Here is a 15,422-nt window from a genome sequence, read left to right as displayed (position 1 = left end):
TAGGGGCGGCGTCGTGGTAAACCCGGCGGTCGCGGCACGCGCGGCCGCGGGCGAGCGGCCGACCGAACCCGGTCACAGCGACACCCCCGCGAGCCCGAACAGGGCCGCGACCCCCAGCAGAACGACGCCGAGACCGGCCCGGACGAGCCCGCCCTTGGCGAAGCGCCACGCCGCGCCCCGCTCGTCGGTGTCGGTGACGACGAACACCGGCGTCCCCTCGCCGTCGCCGACGACGGCGTCGACGAGGTCGCTCCCCCACTCGACGGCCGGCCCCCGCCGGGCCAGCCCGTAGACGTACACCCGCTCGCCGGGGTCCAGACGCCGCTCGGTGAACCGCTGCTTGTTGCCCACGTTCAGCTCCGTCACCAGCAGGTCGAGCGTCCGGTCCTGCTCCGCAACGGCGTCGGTGGCGGCCACGTAGTCGGCCAGCCGGTCGGGCAGGTCCGTCCCCGGCGGGACGGTGACGCTGTGGGATTCGAGCCGGATGTCGGCCCCGGCGGGGTCGACGCGGACGCGGCCGGTCCCGTCCGAGACGACGAACTCGACCCCACCAGTCCCCTCGTCCAGCGTCTTCCACTCCGAACTCTTCCCCGAGGACCGTAGCTCTTCGACCTCGTAGGTGTAGGCCAGACAGTCGCTGCCGGTAAACGGCGACGAGACCGTGCCGTCGTCGCAGGGATGTGCGGTCCCGACTATCTCGACGGGGCCGGTGTGACCGTGTAGCGTCCGGACCGCGACGGGGTCGTTGCGGAGGATGTGAAACACCGTTCGAAGTTCGTGGCCGCCGGTGTAGAGGAGGTAGGCGGCCGCGGCGGCGAGGGCGACGGCGACCAACTGCGAGAGGACCATACCGGTCGTTGACACCCCGACCGCCAAACCGGTTTCCCTCGCCCGGTCCGCGGGGGGCTTTTGCCCGCGCGGTCCCAACGCCGGGTATGGCCGGCTCTCCGCCGACGGACGCCGATACGTGTAGCCTGCAGACCGCGACCAGACAGCTCGGGAGCTACGCCGTGCCGGTCGACCGGACCGACCGCGTCCCGCTGTCCGTCGGCGTCGGGCGCGTGCTGGCGACGGCCGCCACCGCGAACGTCGCCGTCCCTGATACCGACCTCGCGCCCGGCGACACCGTCTTCGAGTCCGGGGCGCGACTGCGGCCCGCCGACGTGGGCCTGCTGCGGGCCGCCGGCGTCGGCGAACTCCTCGTCCGCCAGCGCCCGCAGGTCGGCATCGTCCCGACGGGCGACGGCCTCGTCGAGCGCGACCCCGCCGAGGGCGAGCGCGTCGAGACGGGCGGGTTCACGCTGTCCCAGTACGTCGACCGCTGGGGCGGGAAGGTGACCTACCGAAACCCGGTCGCGGACGACGCGCCCGCCCTGCGGATGGCCGTCCAGCGCGACCTCACTCGGGACGTGCTCGTCGTCACCGGGACCGAACCCGGCGACACGCTCCGGTCGGTCGTCGCCGACCTCGGCGACGCCTTCGCCGACCGGGTGGCCATCGAACCCGGCGGCGCGACCGGGCTGGCGGTCGTCCGGGACCGCCCAGTCCTCCTGTTCCCGTCGTCGCCGGTCGACGTGCGGGTCGCCGCGGTCCAGTTGCTCCGCCCGCTGCTGAAGTCTTTCGCCGGCGCGCCACTGCCAGACCACCCGACGCGGACCGCGGCCCTCGCCGGCGCTATCGACTGCACCGAGCCGGTCCGGTCGTTCGTCCCGGTCGCCCGCGACGGCGAGACGGCGACACCGCTCTCGGGGACGGACCTCGCCACCGCGACCCGGGCCGACGGCTGGGTGACGGTGCCGTCCGGCGTCGGGAGCCGCGAGGCCGGCGCGTCGGTGGCCGTCGCGGACTGGGACTACCTGCCGTAGGTGAGGTCCAGCAGCGACGTGACCCGCCGGTCGCCCCGGACACAGCGGTCCTCGGCCGCGTGTGCGCGGCGGTGGACGTGGATGCCGTCCAGCCCGGCGTTGCGCGCCGCGCCGATGTCGTCCGGGTCGTCGCCGACGAGGGCACCACTTCCTTCCCGGACGCCCATCTCCCGCATCGCCTTCTCGACGGGGCGGGGGTCGGGCTTCCAGCCCACGTCGTCGTCACAGCAGACGACCGTCTCGAACCAGTCGCCGATGTCGAGGCGGTCCAACACCGGTTCGGTCAGGTACGGCTGGCAGTGGGTGACGACCCCCATGGGCTCGTCGCGCTCGGCGAGGAACCGCTCGGCGTCGTCGTAGAGGTAGGTGGCCTCGGCGCGGGCGACGGGGTCTTCCTCCTCGTGGAAGACCGCCCAGAACCGCTCGGGGTCGACGCCGCGCTCGGTCAGGAGGGCGTCGCGCGCGCCGCCGACGCCGTACCACAGCAGGGCGGCCTCCTCGGCGTCGAAGGGGGTGCCGAGCCGGTCGCCGACCCGGCCCAGCACCCGCTCGGGGTAGGACCGCTCGATGTCGACGACCGTCCCGTCGAGGTCGAGCAGCCAGAAGTCGTAGGGGGCCATGGAGGTACCGAGGTAGGCGGTTCGAGCCTAAATGCCTTCTGGCGACGCTGGGCCGGCCGGACGCCGCGTCACTCGTAGATGCCGTCGAGCCGCTGGGCCATCTCGATGTCGTTGCCCGTGATGCCGCCGGCGTCGTGGGTCGTGAGTCTGACCTCGACCTCGCCCCACCGAATCGTCATCTCGGGGTGGTGCCACGCGTCCTCGGCGACGCCGGCGGCCGCCGCCGCGAACCCCGAGGCGTCGAGGTACGCGTCGAACTCGTAGGCGCGGACGATTTCGTCGCCCTCGCGCGTCCAGTCGGCCGGGAGCCGGTCCGCTATCTCGTCGTCGGTGAGCAGGTCCGCCATACGCGACCGGTGGGCCGCACGGGGGAAAAAGGTGTGCCGTCGTCGTGTCGCCGCTGCGCCACGGCGGTCCGTCTCAGTCGTCGGACTGGTCGAGGGCGGCGTCGGGAATCTCGTCGCGCATCCCCTCGGGAATCTCCTCGGGGTTCATCCCCTCGACGAACGCCGGCGGGTCGGCCTGCTCGGGGCCGAAGTCGGGGTCGAAAAGCTCCAGCGCGGTGTGGATGGTCGACCAGTCGTCGTCCTCGGCGGCGTCCCGGAGGCTCCGGGTCGGTGCGGCGAGCAGTTGCGAGACGATGGCGTCGGCCATCGCCTCGACGACCTCCTGTTGGTCCTCGTCGAAGTCGGCCGCCGACAGCGCGGTGTTGAGTTCCGCCGCCTTGACCTGCTCGGCGCTCTCGTACATCGCCGAGATGACGCGGTCGGCCCGCTTGCGCTTGTACTGTTTCAGGAGGCGGTCGAACTCCTCGTCGACGATGCGCTCGACGGCCTCGGCGGCTTCCTGGCGCTGCTGTCTGGTCTCGTCGGTCAGCGACTCCAAGGCATCGAGGTCGTACACCGTCGTCGCGTCGAGGTCGCCTACCGACGGGGGCACGTCGCGTGGCCGCGCGATGTCCACGACCACCGTCTCCGCGCCCACGAAGGTCTCGGGGTCGAACACCGGTTCCGGGCTCCCCGTCGCCGAGACGACGACGCGGGCCTCGTCGACGACGGCCGAGGCGGCCTCCAGCGCGACCGCGCTGGCCTCGACGTCGACGGTCTCGGCGACGTGCTCGGCGTGAGGGACGGTCCGGTTGGCGACGACGAGGCGGTCGACGCGTTCGGCGAGCGCCTTCGCCGCCAGTTGGCCCATCTCGCCCGCGCCGACGACCAGCGCCGTCTCGCCGTCGAGGGGACACTCGTCGTCGACCAGCGAGACCGCGGCGGAGGCCAGCGAGACGACGCCCTCGTTGATACGGGTCTCCGAGCGGGAGCGCTCGCCGACGTGCATCGCCTTGGTGACACCGTCCTCCAGCAGCGGCCCGATGCCGCCGACGCCGCGGGCGTCCTCGTAGGCGTCGCGTATCTGCCCGAGAATCTGGTCCTCGCCGAGGACGATGGATTCGAGCCCGCTCGCCACCCGGAGGAGGTGGCGCAGGCTCTCCTCGTGGCCCATCTCGACGACGGCGTCTGGGTCGACGCCGCGGGTGAGTCCCCGGAGCGCCGTCACGCCGTCGTCGTGGTCGGGGGCGACGACGTAGGCCTCCGTCCGGTTACACGTCTGGACGACGTAGGCCTCGTCGACCGACGGCTCGGCGAGCAGCGACTCGACGGCGCGGCGCTGGCTCTCGACGGCCGCCGCTTCGAGGTCGTCGACAGACGCGTGCTCGTGGGAGACGCTGGTGGCCGCGATGACGCCTGCGTCTCCTCTCACGATGAATCACCGGTCACGTTCGTAATCACGGCTTCGGCTACTTGTCGTGTGTTTGGGTCGCCCCTATCTAAAGCCTTCCAAACCGCATTGGACCTGACGACCGACCGGACCGCATCACGGCGCTCGGTCTCGGGAACTTCGCGGCGCTGGAGGTCGTCCCGAAGCTCCCCGACCAACTCGGCCATGGCACCGGCTCCCGAAACCGCGTCTTCGACCTGCTCGCGGAGGTACTTCGAGAGTGCGGGTGCCCGGCCGCCGGTGGCGAGCGCGACGACCACCGGGTCGTCCCGGACCGTCGCCGGAACCGCCACGTCGTCGACTGCCCGGTCGCCGTGGCGGTCGGTCCGGTTGACCAAGGCACCGTGTTCGCGGGCGGCCGCGGCGGCCGCGTCGTTGACGGCCTCGTCGTCGGTCGCGGCGACGACCAGCGCGGGGTCGGTCCGCTCGACCCACGCGGCCACCTCGTCGGGGCCGGGCGCGGCCCGCACCCGCTCGGCCCCGCCGAACGCCCGGTCGCCGAAGTCGGGACCGACGACGACGACGCGGGCCTCCGCGGCGAACCGCCGGGCCTTCCGTGCCCCGACGCGGCCGCCGCCGACGACCAGCACCGTCTCGCCCTCGAAGTCGTGTAACAGTGGTATCACCGGCCGACACCCCCGTCCGTCCGTTCGCTCCCGACACAACCCTCGCGGAGACGCGACATTGTTGAATGCACACGTAGCATCGGTGATAAGCCTGTCCAGTCAGGGGGACTCGACGTTCGCTTTCGCGCGCTCCGCGACCCGAATACCCGTCTTCTTGAGGATGCGCGTCGAGAACAGGGTGTCCCAGTCCCCGTCGGTCACGTCCCAGTGCTCGGCCATCCGCTCGCGGACCTGCTCGATTCGCCGGTCGCTCTCGGCCTCGGAGCGCCCGTGAGTCATCGCGAAGAAGTTGTAGGGCCACACGTCCTCGTGGCGGGGCCGCCGGTAACAGTGCGTGACGAAGTCGAACTCGGCGATGGCCGGCCCCACCTCGTCGACCGCGTCGTCGGGCACGTCCCAGACCGTCATGCCGTTCTCCGAGTAGCCCAGCGCGTAGTGGTTCGGGATGAGCCCGACGCGGCGGACCTTCCCCTCGGCGTCGAAGCGCGCGATGGTCTCGCGGACCCACGCGGGGTCGGCCCCTATCGCCTCGGCCACGTCGGCGTAGGGCGTCGCGGTCACCGGCAGCCCGCCCTGTATCTCGACGACGAGGTCGCGCTCGGCGGGCGAAAGCGTCCGCCGGTCGGTGGGGTTCACGTCCGGCCCCAGCCCCGAGCAATCGACGGCTTGGGTCTGTGGCCCCTCGACCGGGAACTTCGCGCCGACGTGGAACTCCCGCTGTTTGGGCATGTTGTACGTCGGCTCGCCGGTCTCACGCTCTATCTCGGCCAGCACCTCGTCGACGCGGGACGGGTCCGCCACCGAGAGGACGAACCACATGTTGAGGTAGGGGTGTTCGCGCTCGTAGTTGTGGGCGACTTCGGGGTGGTCGTTGACCAGTTCCGCGTACTCGTCGTAGCTGTCCTCGGGCGCGTGGGTGGCGACCAGCGTCGCCGTCCCGCCGATCTCCTCGGCGTCGATGAGCGCGCCGAAGCGAGTCAACACGCCCTCGTCGTCCAGCCGCCGGACGCGGTCGAGCAGTTCGTCACCGGTGATGTCGATGCCGTACTCGCCCAGCGCTTCCGCCGCGGGGTCGAACGGTCGCTCGACGACCGGGAACCCGCCTTGAAACGCGTTCAGGACGGCCCGGTCGACGGTCCCGAGGTCGTCGCTCATGGTCGGGTCTCGGGGTTCCGCGGGCATAAGCGGCGCGGACCCGGCGACGCCGGCGGACCGACGGGGCGGCGGAGCGCTTTAGCTCTCCGCGACCCTATCGTCGACGTGTCCGTCTCCACGGCCGAACTGGTGTTCAGGCTCGCCGTCTACCTCTGCGTACTGGTCGGTGCGCCGCTGTTTTTCGTCCTGCTCTTCCGGCTCATGGACTACGCGGCCCACGACGAACTGGTCGCGGCCTACCGCGGCGAGCGCACGGCCCCCGACGCCGGACAGCTCAACGCCTACTTCCGGCACAGCGCCGCGGCGGCCACGGTCTGTCCCGTCTGTGACGCCGCCAACGGGACGGACTACACCTACTGTCACAACTGTCAGGAACGGCTACCGGACGGCGGGTCCGACGGTTCGTGACTACCCCTCGACGCCGGTGACCTCGAAGCCGGCGTCGGCGACGCCGTCGAGGACGGCCTCGTGGTCGGCGCTGGCCTCGTAGTAGAAGACGAGGTCGAACGACCCGTCCCGGAGCAGCTGCTGGCACTCCCAGACGAACGACTCGTCGTCGAGCGTCAGCCCCTGATGCTGGTTCGACGCGAACTCGGGGTCGTCGCTGCCCGAGTAGACGAACGTGTCGCCGGGATCCATCCCGTAGGCCTCGGCGATGACCTCCCCGACGTCGATGGTGGCCTGCATCATCTCTATCTCGTCGCTGCCGTCGAACTCCGTGTGGACGACCGCCCCGTTCAACTCGATGTCGCCCGGCTCCAGTAGCTGTTTCGTCCGGCGGTACAGGTCGTCGTCGAGGGCGTCGGCGTCGCTCATACCAGTCCCTGCGCGGTGGCCCGGCAAATGCACTTCGCATTCCCGGGCGGGAAGAACACCCCCGCAATTGGGGGCGGGGTCCTCCGTGCGACGCGAGCGGTCGCCCAGCGTCGCCGCTGTTCGGGTCGAGTCGTCGGGACCGAAGGCGCGCTCGCCTACAGCCGCGTCAGGTTCGTCGCTCGGGGGCCTTTGTCGGCCTGTTCGATGTCGAACTCGACTTCTTGGCCCTCTTCGAGGTCGGGGCCGCCGACGTCTTCCATGTGGAAGAACACGTCTTCGTCCGCGTCGTCCGTGTCGATGAAACCGTAACCGCCGGTTTCGTTGAAGAAATCTACCGTGCCGGTCGCCATTGCAGTTCGAACGTACGCGGTCGAACTATTAAAGCTATGCGTCGGTGCCCGCGGTAGTCGCTACGTAGGCTGTACTCACTGACGGCAGGGTCCCGAACAGCCGGGACTTTCCGGCGCTCAGCAACCCGGACGGCGACACGGAACACGGCGCGGCGCAGTTCCACAAAGTCCTTATCGGTTCGTTGATACGCTACGGGTAATGCGACAGCGGGTTCGAGACGTTGGCTACGCCGCCTACGAGCGACTCCTCCGGTGGGAGCTGTCGGGAGCGCCGGAACACGTCGCCGTGATTCAGGACGGGAACCGGCGGTACGCCCGGGAGCGGGGGGCCGACACTACGGAGGGGTACACCGAGGGGGCTGCGACCACCGAGTCGCTGCTGGACTGGTGTGACGAACTGGGCGTCGAGGAGGTCACGCTGTACGCGTTCTCGACGGAGAACTTCGACCGGCCGGTCGAACAGCAGGAACACCTCTTCGACCTCATCGAGCGGAAACTCCGCACGTTCGCCGACGCCGACCGCGTCCACGACGCCGGCGTCCGCATCCGAGCCATCGGCGAACTCGACATGCTCCCCGAGCGGGTCCGCGAAGCCGTCGACTACGCCGAGGGCCGGACCGCACAGTACGACCGCCTGCACCTCAACGTCGCGCTGGCCTACGGCGGCCGGGCGGAACTGCTCGGGGCGGCCCGCGACGTGGCCCGCGCCGTCGAGCGCGGCGACCTCGACGCCGACGCCGTCGACGCCGACACGGTCGAGTCGTTCCTCTACGAGGGGCCGACCCGCGACGTGGACCTCATCGTCCGGACCGGCGGCGACGAGCGCACCTCGAACTTCCTGCCGTGGCACGCCAACGGCAACGAGGCGGCGACCTTCTTCTGTGCGCCCTACTGGCCGGAGTTCCGCAAGATAGACTTCCTTCGGGCCATCCGGACCTACGAGAACCGCGAGGCGTCGTGGCGGACGACCCGTGCCCGCCGCGCGCTGGCGCTGGTGCGCGCCCTCGAACACGCGGAAGTCCCGAAGGCCCGGCGCGTCCTCCGTCGGTTTCGGGACGCGCTTCCAAGCGGGGAGCGCGAGCAGGTCGACGAGGGGCCCGAGGCGGCCGACTGAGCGGGCCGAGGGGCTACCGCACCCGTCCGAACGGGACCCGCCGGACGGTCGGCGTGCCAAGCGGCGTCACCAGAACCGCCAGCGGGGCGTCCTCCCGCGGCGGGCCGTCGAGGGTCCACTCGGCGACGGCGACGGCACCCCCGCCGGTCTCGGCCCTGACCCGGTAGGTGCCGCGGCGGTACGTGACGCTCTCCTGTGTGACGCCGTCGGTCGCGTCGAGCCGGTAGGTCCGCTCCAGCGCCGTCTCCCCGTCGCCGCGGTACTCGACGGTCACCGACAGTTCGTGTGACTCGGGGTGGACGTTGTAGGCGAGGTAGGTCCCCCACTCGCCCTCACAGGGCGCGGCGAAGTTCCCACTCGGGTCCGGCGCGGCGTAGACGTCCTCGCAGTCGAAGTACCGCTGGTCGCGGTTGCCCACCCTGACGACAACGTCGGGGTGGACGAAGTACAGCGCCGGCAGTTGGCCCCAGTCGGCGTGGAGGCCGTCGGCGTAGTTGGCGTACCCCGTGGCCGTCGCGACGACGTAGTGGCCGCCGTGGGCCGCCCGGTCGTGGGCCGCCGTCGCGTCGGCGCTGAGGTCCTCGACGTCGGGTTCGTGGAGCGAGTTCTCTGTGCGCGCCCGCTCGTGGGCCTCGGCAAAGGCGAGCGCGGCCTCCACGGTCGGTTCGTCGGGCCGGGACGGGTACGACGCGGGTCCCCCGGGTGCGTCGGCGTAGGTACCGGTGACCGTCGGCGTCGGGACCGGCGTCGGCGTCGCGTCCCCCGCGTCGGGCGTCGAGGCGGCGTCGAACCCGGTACAGCCGGCGACGCCGCCGGCAAGCGCCAGCGCGCCGCCTTCGAGGAAGGCGCGCCGAGAGAGGCGGTTCGGCATACCCCCGTCTGCCCCGCCGGGCGGGATAGGCCTTCGGTGCGCTCAAACGGGCGTTTAAGTTATTCGACAGGGACGGCGACGACGGCCGCCTCAGCGACCGAAGCGGCGCTGGCGCTCCTGGTAGTCCCGGAGCGCCCGGAGGTAGTCCCGGCGGCGGAAGTTCCGCCAGTTCACGTCGGTGAAGTACAGTTCCGAGTAGACGGACTGCCAGATCATGAAATCCGAGAGGCGCTCGGCCCCGGTCTTGATGACGAGGTCGGGGTCGGCCGGGAACACGAGGTGGTCCTCGATGGCGGCCTCGTCGACCTCGGCGGGGGCGAGATCGCCCTCGTCGACCCGGCGCGCGACCTTCCGGACCGCGGTGGCGAACTCCGACTGGCCCCCGAGGCCGATGGAAATCTGGACGGGCGCGTCCACCCGGAGGTCGTCGTCCGGCCCCCGCACGGCGACCGCGGCGGGCGCGCGGACCCCCTCGAGTTCGCGCCGGAGCGTCGGGACGACCTCCTCGTCGAGGACGCTGACGTAGACGACTATCGTCTCCGCGCCGTACTGGACGGCCCAGTCGAAGAAACGTTCGAGGGTCGCGTAGGCCCCCTCGGACAGCAGGTCCCGCTCCGTGATGACCAGCGCGACGGTCTCCGGGAGGGTGGCGTCGCTCAGCCGCACGCGGGCAGCGAGGTACCGGTCGTACAGGCTCACGGCGGCCGCTACACCGACGCGCCGCCTAAAGCTCACGGTCGTCCGCCGGGGGCCGGGTAGTTCGGAAAGAGTAAGTGGCTCTCGGGGATACCGGCGGGACGTGACATCGACAGTCCGGCGGGCGGCGGCGTTCGCCGCGGTAGGGACGCTCTCTTTCGCCGTCCCCCTCGCGTCGAGCGTCCGCTCGCCGGCGCTGGCCACGCTGGCCGCGACAGCCCCGTTCGCCCTCGTCGCCGTCTTCGCGCTGGTCGCCGTCGACGCCGACTCCCGGCTGTTCGAGGTGTTCGCGCGACCGGGCGACCGGGAGGACGGGAAACTCTACGGGTTGACGGCCTTCTCGCTGGCCGCCGCCGGGCTGGCGCTCATCGCCGTCCAGTTCGCCCTCCCAGCGTGGGTCTACGTCGGGACCGTCCTCGTCGTGGCCTACGGGAACCTCGGCCAACGGCTGGCCGCGACGGTCCGGAGCGACGCGGTCGTCGCCACCGCCGGGTTCGTCCTCGCCGGGTTCGCCGCCGGCGCGGCCGGCCACGTCGTCGCCGCGCGTCTCCAGTCGCTCTCGGTCGACCCGCCGCTGGTCCTCTTTCTCGCCGCCACCGGCGCGCTGGTGGCCGCGCTGTTGCGGGCCGTCCTCTTCGAGCGCGACGACCCGCTGGTGATGCTGTCGGTCGGCCTGTTGCTGTGGCTGTTCTTCGAACTCGACCCCTCCGTGGCCCCCCAGCGCGTCGTCGTCGCGCTGGCTGTGACGGCGGTGCTCGGCTACGTCTCCTACGCGCTGGAGACGGCCTCGCTGCCGGGGATGCTCACGGGCGTCCTCCTCTCGCTGCTGACCATCGTGCTGGGCGGCTACGGCTGGTTCGCCATGCTCATCAGCTTCTTCGGGCTCGGCGGGCTCTCGGCGAAGTACCGCTACGAGGAGAAGCAGGCCCGCGGCATCGCCGAGGAGAACGAGGGGGCGCGCGGGAGCGGGAACGTGCTGGCCAACTCCATCGTCGCCCTGTTCGCGGTGTTGGCGTGGGCCGCGAGCCCGAGCCACATCGCCGTCGACCCCGACCTGTTCCTCTACGCCTTCGCCGGGGCCGTCGCGGCCGCGATGACCGACACCTTCTCCAGCGAGTTCGGCGGCCTCTACGACAACCCGCGGCTCATCACCACCTTCGAGCGCGTCGAGCCCGGCACCGACGGCGGCGTGACGTGGCAGGGCGTCGTCGCCGGACTCGTCGGCGCGGGCGTCGTCGCCGGCATCGCCACGCTCCTCGTCGACGGCGTCGGGCCGCTCGGGGCCGGCGTCGTCCTCGTCTGTGGCTTGGTCGGGATGACCGTCGACAGCCTCCTCGGCGCGACCGTCGAGGGCACCGTCGTCGGCAATCAGGGCGTCAACACGCTGGCGACGCTGGCCGCTGCGCTCGCCGGCGTGGCGCTGGCCGTCGCCGTCGGCTTGGTATGATACGCGAGGCACGGCCGGCCGACGAGCGCGCGCTCTCGGCCGTCCAGACGGCGGCGCTCGACGAGCCGTGGCCCGGACTGCTGGCGGTGGCCGTCGACGGCCCGCCGCTGGTGTTGGTCGCCGACGACGGCGGCGTCGTCGGCTACGCGCTGGTCGTCCCCGACGCGCCGGTGGCCTATCTCGCGGAGCTGGCCGTCGCGCCCGCCCGCCAGCGGGAGGGGTACGGGACGGCGCTGATGTGGGGGCTGCTCGACCGCCTCGCCGCCGAGGGCTTCGAACGACTCCGCCTGACCGCGCAGGCCGACGACGAGCGCGCGCGGGCCTTCTACGACGAGTTCGGCTTCGAGGCCGTCGACCGCATCCCGGACCACTACGAGTCCGGCGACGGCGTGCTGCTGGTCAGAGAGCTATAGCGTTACGCGGTGCGGATCTGTACGCTGGTGGGCTGTTTGACGTACTCGCCCTCGCTGTCGGCGACGACGACGCCGACGCCGCGCTGGGCGGCCACGTCCAACACCTTCTGGGAGCACTCGCCGTCGAGGACGAGCGTCCGGGGCGTCGCCTCACAGCCCTCGACGAGCGAGACGACGCCGTCGGCGTCGCCCGACGCGAGCACCGCGCCGTCGCCGTCGAGCAGGCGCGCCGTCCCGCTGTCCGCGCCGATGACGGCCGCGACGTGGTCGGACAGTGCGGTCGGGTCGGTCTCGGGCGACGCTTCGACGGTGCCCCCGCCGACCGCCGCCTCCCGCGCCGCGGCCTTCGCTCCGGACTCCGCCGTCGGGTCCTCGGTAGGAGCGTCCTCGACGGCTGACTCCTCGACCGGCGCGTCGTCGGCCCCGGTCGGCGCGTCGGACGCGACGGCGGTCGACCCGTCGGTACGCGCGCGACCGCCGGCGGCAGCGAGTGCGTCGGCCGCCGACTCGGCGTCGGCGATATCCTCGTAGGGGACCTTGTCCCGTAGCGCCGCGAGCGCGGTGTCCCGGGAGAGGTCTTCGACCGACTGGCCCCGCGGCGCGACGGCCACGTAGTCCACGTCGCCGACCTGCGCCAGTTCCTTCAGGATGAGGTCGCCGCCGCGGTCGCCATCGAGGAAGGCCGTGACCGTCCGGTCGGCGGTGAGTTCGGCGACCGCGGGCGGCACGTCGGTTCCCTCGACGGCGACGGCGTTTTTCACGCCGTATTTCAGTAACTGGAGCACGTCGGCCCGCCCCTCGACGACGACGATGGCGTCGGAGTCGGCGACCCGCGGGCCGGCCGGCAGTCCCTCGTACTCCGTGATGTCGGCGACACGGGCGCGCTGGCGGACCGTCTCGACGATGTCCTCGGTCCGGACAGAGTCGGCCTCGAAGTCGGCCAGCAGTTCGGTCGCGCGGTCGATGACCTCGCGACGGCGCGCCGACCGTACGTCCTCTATCTCGCCGACCGTTATCTCGGCGTCGCAGGGACCGACCTGCTCGATGGTCTCCAAGGCGGCCGCGAGGATAGCCGTCTCGACGCGGTCCAGCCCGCTGGCGACGGTCAGTTCGCCGAACGACTGGCCGTTCTCCGAGCGTATCTCCACGTCGATGCGCCCCACCTTCTTCGAGTCCTGCAGGTCCCGCAGGTCGAGTTCGTCGCCCAGTAACCCCTCGGTCTGTCCGAACACCGCGCCGACTACGTCGCTGCGCTCGACGACGCCGGCGGCGGTGATGTCGGCGTGTATCAGGTACTTCGCTGTGTCGTGCATCGTGGGTCCTCCGCGTCGCCCGCCGCCACGGCGTGCGGGCCACTCTTTATATAGTTACGTAGGTTCGACGGGCCAAATAAGCTTGGCGTCCGGCGCGAGTGTGACCCGTCGCGGCCGGCGCGGCGTCGGCCGGAACCGTCGAGGGAGATTTGTGGGACCGGTCGCAATCACGGGTATGGGACTGACAGAGACCGCCATCGACCCGACGACGTTTCTCGAAGACGTGGAGATGCGCGTCGGCGAAGTCGTCGACGCCGAACCGTTCCCCGAAGCGCGCAAGGACGTCTACAAGCTCCGCGTCGACTTCGGGGAGACGACGCTCCAGTCCGCCGCCGGCCTGACGGACGTGTACGACCCCGAGGAACTGGTGGGGACACAGGTCGTCGCCGTCGTCAACCTCGGCACCGTCACCGTCGCCGGCTTCGAGAGCGAGTGTCTGGTCACCGGCGTCGACGGTGAGGACGGCGTCGTCCACCTCACGACCGAGCGGGACGTGGAACCGGGTACCCGCGTGTACTGAAGAGGAATTTTCTTCGAAGTCCTTCGTTGAAGGTTCGACACCGATTAGTACCCCGAGTGTGTAGCCGCGTTCGATTATGAGAGAGACGCGACTCGTCGGCTGGACGGTCGTCGCGCTGGCGGTGACGGCCCTCGCCGTGCCGTGGTTCCTCTGGCGCGACAGCGGCATTGCCTTCGGGCTCCCGGTCTGGCTCTGGTGGCACGTCGGGTGGATGGCGCTCGCAAGCATCGTCTTCGCTGTCTTCGCCCGCACCGACTGGGGAATCGGCGTCGAGGAGGCGTCCCGCCGTGGCTGAGACGACCCTCCAGTTGGGTATCGTCGGGGCGTACATGCTGCTCGCGCTGGCTATCGGCGTCGTCGCCTACCGCCTGACCGACCGCAGTGCCGAGGACTACTACCTCGCGGGCCGGACGCTGGGGACCGTCGTCCTGCTGTTTACCACCTTCGCGACGCTGCTGTCGGCGTTTACGTTCTTCGGCGGCCCGAACCTCGCGTTCAGCGCCGGGCCGGAGTGGATTCTGGTGATGGGCGTGATGGACGGGATTATCTTCGCCATCCTCTGGTACGTGCTGGGCTACAAGCAGTGGCTCGTGGGCAAGCGCCACGGCTACGTCACGCTCGGGGAGATGCTCGGCGACCGCTTTGGCTCGACGGGGCTGCGCGTGCTCGTCGCCGGCGTGAGCCTCGTCTGGCTGTTCCCCTACGTGATGCTCCAGCAGAAGGGCGCGGGACAGGCCATCGTCGGCCTGACCGACGGCGCGGTGCCGTTCTGGGTCGGGGCGGGCGGTATCACGCTGTTCATGATACTGTACGTCGCCGTCTCGGGGATGCGCGGCGTCGCGTGGACCGACACCGTACAGGGGCTGCTCATGCTCTCGCTGGTCTGGGTCGCCGTCGCGTGGGTGCTGAGCGCCACCGGCGGCGCGGGCGCGGCGACAGCCCGCCTCGCCGAGTCCAACCCCGAGTTCCTCGCGCTCGGCGGGGGGCTGTACACCCGCCAGTACGTCGTCTCGACGGCGGTGAGCATCGCCTTCGGCGTGACGATGTTCCCCCAGATAAACCAGCGGTTCTTCGCCGCCGGCTCCAAGACCGTCCTCAAGCGGACGTTCGCGCTCTGGCCCGTCCTCGTACTCCTGCTTTTCGTCCCGGCGTTCATGCTGGGTGCGTGGGCCGCGGGACTCGGCGTCGCCGTCCCCGAGGGCGGCAACGTCATCCCGGCACTGCTGGGCGAGTACACGCCCGCGTGGTTCACCGCTCTCGTCATCGCCGGCGCGATGGCGGCGATGATGTCCTCCAGCGACTCGATGCTGCTGTCGGGGTCGTCGTATCTCACTCGGGACATCTACCGGCCGCTGGTCGAGGGCGCGACCGACGGCGACCGCGAGACGCTGGTCGCCCGCGCCGGCGTCGTCGCCTTCGCAGTCTGCTCGTTCGTCGCCAGCCTCTACACGCCCGGGACGCTCGTCCAGATCGGCGACACGGCCTTCAGCGGCTTCGCCCAGTTGACGGTGCCCGTCGCGCTGGCGCTGTACTGGCAGGGGACGACCCGCGCCGGGATGTACGCCGGTATCGCCGGCAGTCAGTTGTTCTACCTCCTGCACGTCTTCCCCGTCGTCGGGACGCTCGCGGGGCTTGCCGGGGCGTCGGTGTCGCTCCCGAGCGCGTATCTGGGCTGGACGCCGGGGGTCGTCGGTATCCTCGTGGGCCTCCTGTTGACCGTCGCCGTCTCGCTGGCGACCGCACCGGCCGCGACCGAGAACCGGGCCGCCTACCGCGTCGACGGGACGGAAGCAGACTGAGGCGCGGCTCCGGTCATCGTCGCGTGACTGCGCTGCCGGAG

At 71.1% G+C, this 15,422-nt stretch carries 19 protein-coding genes; 8 read left to right on the top strand and 11 right to left on the bottom strand.

The window, feature by feature from the left end; translation table 11 throughout:
* Positions 1-72 precede the first annotated feature (72 nt).
* Complete coding sequence (locus tag ACV7JO_RS03150) at positions 73-849, bottom strand: GIDE domain-containing protein (RefSeq protein ID WP_470354890.1); 777 nt, start codon at positions 847-849, stop codon at positions 73-75.
* An 86-nt stretch (positions 850-935) separates the two neighbouring features.
* Here ACV7JO_RS03150 and ACV7JO_RS03145 point away from each other — a divergent pair, with 86 nt between their 5' ends.
* Positions 936-1,865 (top strand): molybdopterin-binding protein, encoded by a 930-nt coding sequence (locus tag ACV7JO_RS03145; protein WP_470354889.1) that lies wholly within the window; start codon positions 936-938, stop codon positions 1,863-1,865.
* Here the strand turns inward: ACV7JO_RS03145 and ACV7JO_RS03140 are convergent.
* The 5 genes from ACV7JO_RS03140 to ahbB all read right to left on the bottom strand — a co-directional run bounded on the left by ACV7JO_RS03140 (position 1,853) and on the right by ahbB (position 6,042).
* Entirely contained in the window at positions 1,853-2,485 is a 633-nt protein-coding gene (locus ACV7JO_RS03140) for an HAD family hydrolase (RefSeq protein WP_470354888.1), read from the bottom strand. The genes ACV7JO_RS03145 and ACV7JO_RS03140 overlap by 13 nt on opposite strands.
* Positions 2,486-2,553: 68 nt before the next feature.
* Positions 2,554-2,832, bottom strand: coding sequence for a 4a-hydroxytetrahydrobiopterin dehydratase (locus tag ACV7JO_RS03135; protein WP_470354887.1), 279 nt, complete (start codon positions 2,830-2,832; stop codon positions 2,554-2,556).
* Positions 2,833-2,905: 73 nt separating this feature from the next.
* Positions 2,906-4,243 (bottom strand): glutamyl-tRNA reductase, encoded by a 1,338-nt coding sequence (hemA, locus tag ACV7JO_RS03130; RefSeq protein WP_470354886.1) that lies wholly within the window; start codon positions 4,241-4,243, stop codon positions 2,906-2,908.
* Complete coding sequence (locus tag ACV7JO_RS03125; RefSeq protein ID WP_470354885.1) at positions 4,240-4,887, bottom strand: precorrin-2 dehydrogenase/sirohydrochlorin ferrochelatase family protein; 648 nt, start codon at positions 4,885-4,887, stop codon at positions 4,240-4,242. Before ACV7JO_RS03125 ends, hemA begins: the two co-directional genes overlap by 4 nt.
* A 99-nt stretch (positions 4,888-4,986) precedes the next feature.
* On the bottom strand, positions 4,987-6,042 hold the full coding sequence (gene ahbB / locus ACV7JO_RS03120) for a siroheme decarboxylase subunit beta (RefSeq protein WP_470354884.1): 1,056 nt from the start codon (positions 6,040-6,042) through the stop codon (positions 4,987-4,989).
* Positions 6,043-6,147: 105 nt separating this feature from the next.
* On the opposite strand from ahbB, the gene ACV7JO_RS03115 reads away from it, so the two are divergent.
* Positions 6,148-6,450: a DUF7577 domain-containing protein gene (locus tag ACV7JO_RS03115; RefSeq protein WP_470354883.1), complete on the top strand. Its 303-nt coding sequence runs from the start codon at positions 6,148-6,150 to the stop codon at positions 6,448-6,450.
* Here ACV7JO_RS03115 and ACV7JO_RS03110 read toward each other — a convergent pair whose 3' ends face one another.
* Both ACV7JO_RS03110 and ACV7JO_RS03105 read right to left on the bottom strand, forming a co-directional pair.
* Entirely contained in the window at positions 6,451-6,858 is a 408-nt protein-coding gene (locus tag ACV7JO_RS03110; protein ID WP_470354882.1) for a DUF5778 family protein, read from the bottom strand.
* A gap of 155 nt (positions 6,859-7,013) precedes the next feature.
* On the bottom strand, positions 7,014-7,208 hold the full coding sequence (locus tag ACV7JO_RS03105; RefSeq protein WP_470354881.1) for a cold-shock protein: 195 nt from the start codon (positions 7,206-7,208) through the stop codon (positions 7,014-7,016).
* 199 nt (positions 7,209-7,407) lie between these two features.
* Here ACV7JO_RS03105 and uppS point away from each other — a divergent pair, with 199 nt between their 5' ends.
* Positions 7,408-8,322 carry a polyprenyl diphosphate synthase gene (gene uppS, locus ACV7JO_RS03100; protein ID WP_470354880.1) on the top strand — a complete coding sequence of 305 codons (915 nt, stop codon included), beginning with the start codon at positions 7,408-7,410 and terminating at the stop codon, positions 8,320-8,322.
* Between the two features lie 13 nt (positions 8,323-8,335).
* Here the strand turns inward: uppS and ACV7JO_RS03095 are convergent, their stop codons facing one another.
* Together ACV7JO_RS03095 and ACV7JO_RS03090 are read right to left on the bottom strand one after the other, a co-directional pair.
* Positions 8,336-9,193, bottom strand: a complete 858-nt coding sequence (locus ACV7JO_RS03095; RefSeq protein WP_470354879.1) for a hypothetical protein — start codon at positions 9,191-9,193, stop codon at positions 8,336-8,338.
* A gap of 90 nt (positions 9,194-9,283) precedes the next feature.
* Positions 9,284-9,892 (bottom strand): undecaprenyl diphosphate synthase family protein, encoded by a 609-nt coding sequence (locus tag ACV7JO_RS03090; protein ID WP_470354878.1) that lies wholly within the window; start codon positions 9,890-9,892, stop codon positions 9,284-9,286.
* A 100-nt stretch (positions 9,893-9,992) separates the two neighbouring features.
* Between ACV7JO_RS03090 and ACV7JO_RS03085 the strand changes: the two genes are divergently transcribed.
* Together ACV7JO_RS03085 and ACV7JO_RS03080 are read left to right on the top strand one after the other, a co-directional pair.
* On the top strand, positions 9,993-11,336 hold the full coding sequence (locus ACV7JO_RS03085; RefSeq protein WP_470354877.1) for a DUF92 domain-containing protein: 1,344 nt from the start codon (positions 9,993-9,995) through the stop codon (positions 11,334-11,336).
* Complete coding sequence (locus tag ACV7JO_RS03080; RefSeq protein ID WP_470354876.1) at positions 11,333-11,749, top strand: GNAT family N-acetyltransferase; 417 nt, start codon at positions 11,333-11,335, stop codon at positions 11,747-11,749. The genes ACV7JO_RS03085 and ACV7JO_RS03080 overlap by 4 nt, the downstream gene beginning before the upstream one ends.
* 2 nt (positions 11,750-11,751) lie before the next feature.
* On the opposite strand, the gene dnaG is transcribed toward ACV7JO_RS03080, so the two are convergent.
* Positions 11,752-13,062: a DNA primase DnaG gene (gene dnaG, locus ACV7JO_RS03075; RefSeq protein ID WP_470354875.1), complete on the bottom strand. Its 1,311-nt coding sequence runs from the start codon at positions 13,060-13,062 to the stop codon at positions 11,752-11,754.
* 175 nt (positions 13,063-13,237) lie between these two features.
* On the opposite strand from dnaG, the gene ACV7JO_RS03070 reads away from it, so the two are divergent.
* The 3 genes from ACV7JO_RS03070 (at position 13,238) to ACV7JO_RS03060 (ending at position 15,381) form a co-directional block, all read left to right on the top strand.
* Positions 13,238-13,582 carry a tRNA-binding protein gene (locus ACV7JO_RS03070; RefSeq protein WP_470354874.1) on the top strand — a complete coding sequence of 115 codons (345 nt, stop codon included), beginning with the start codon at positions 13,238-13,240 and terminating at the stop codon, positions 13,580-13,582.
* Between the two features lie 76 nt (positions 13,583-13,658).
* The gene (locus ACV7JO_RS03065; protein ID WP_470354873.1) at positions 13,659-13,877 is read left to right on the top strand and encodes a DUF3311 domain-containing protein; all 219 of its coding nucleotides are present in this window, start codon (positions 13,659-13,661) and stop codon (positions 13,875-13,877) included.
* Positions 13,870-15,381 (top strand): sodium:solute symporter family protein, encoded by a 1,512-nt coding sequence (locus ACV7JO_RS03060; protein ID WP_470354872.1) that lies wholly within the window; start codon positions 13,870-13,872, stop codon positions 15,379-15,381. Before ACV7JO_RS03065 ends, ACV7JO_RS03060 begins: the two co-directional genes overlap by 8 nt.
* The last annotated feature ends 41 nt before the right edge of the window (positions 15,382-15,422 follow it).

This window comes from Haloarcula sp. MBLA0138 (assembly GCF_055632455.1).
The sequence above is the reverse complement of the archived record's forward strand: the minus strand, read 5'-3'. Positions and strand labels throughout refer to the sequence as shown.

Bases quoted from the DNA above. Each gene is read 5' to 3' on its own strand.
- ahbB (WP_470354884.1), bottom strand. From the start codon at position 6,042: ATGAGCGACGACCTCGGGACCGTCGACCGGGCCGTCCTGAACGCGTTT.
- ACV7JO_RS03105 (WP_470354881.1), bottom strand. From the start codon at position 7,208: ATGGCGACCGGCACGGTAGATTTCTTCAACGAAACCGGCGGTTACGGT.
- ACV7JO_RS03110 (WP_470354882.1), bottom strand. From the start codon at position 6,858: ATGAGCGACGCCGACGCCCTCGACGACGACCTGTACCGCCGGACGAAA.
- ACV7JO_RS03095 (WP_470354879.1), bottom strand. From the start codon at position 9,193: ATGCCGAACCGCCTCTCTCGGCGCGCCTTCCTCGAAGGCGGCGCGCTG.
- dnaG (WP_470354875.1), bottom strand. From the start codon at position 13,062: ATGCACGACACAGCGAAGTACCTGATACACGCCGACATCACCGCCGCC.
- ACV7JO_RS03145 (WP_470354889.1), top strand. From the start codon at position 936: ATGGCCGGCTCTCCGCCGACGGACGCCGATACGTGTAGCCTGCAGACC.
- ACV7JO_RS03080 (WP_470354876.1), top strand. From the start codon at position 11,333: ATGATACGCGAGGCACGGCCGGCCGACGAGCGCGCGCTCTCGGCCGTC.
- ACV7JO_RS03140 (WP_470354888.1), bottom strand. From the start codon at position 2,485: ATGGCCCCCTACGACTTCTGGCTGCTCGACCTCGACGGGACGGTCGTC.
- ACV7JO_RS03070 (WP_470354874.1), top strand. From the start codon at position 13,238: ATGGGACTGACAGAGACCGCCATCGACCCGACGACGTTTCTCGAAGAC.
- ACV7JO_RS03150 (WP_470354890.1), bottom strand. From the start codon at position 849: ATGGTCCTCTCGCAGTTGGTCGCCGTCGCCCTCGCCGCCGCGGCCGCC.
- ACV7JO_RS03065 (WP_470354873.1), top strand. From the start codon at position 13,659: ATGAGAGAGACGCGACTCGTCGGCTGGACGGTCGTCGCGCTGGCGGTG.
- ACV7JO_RS03135 (WP_470354887.1), bottom strand. From the start codon at position 2,832: ATGGCGGACCTGCTCACCGACGACGAGATAGCGGACCGGCTCCCGGCC.
- uppS (WP_470354880.1), top strand. From the start codon at position 7,408: ATGCGACAGCGGGTTCGAGACGTTGGCTACGCCGCCTACGAGCGACTC.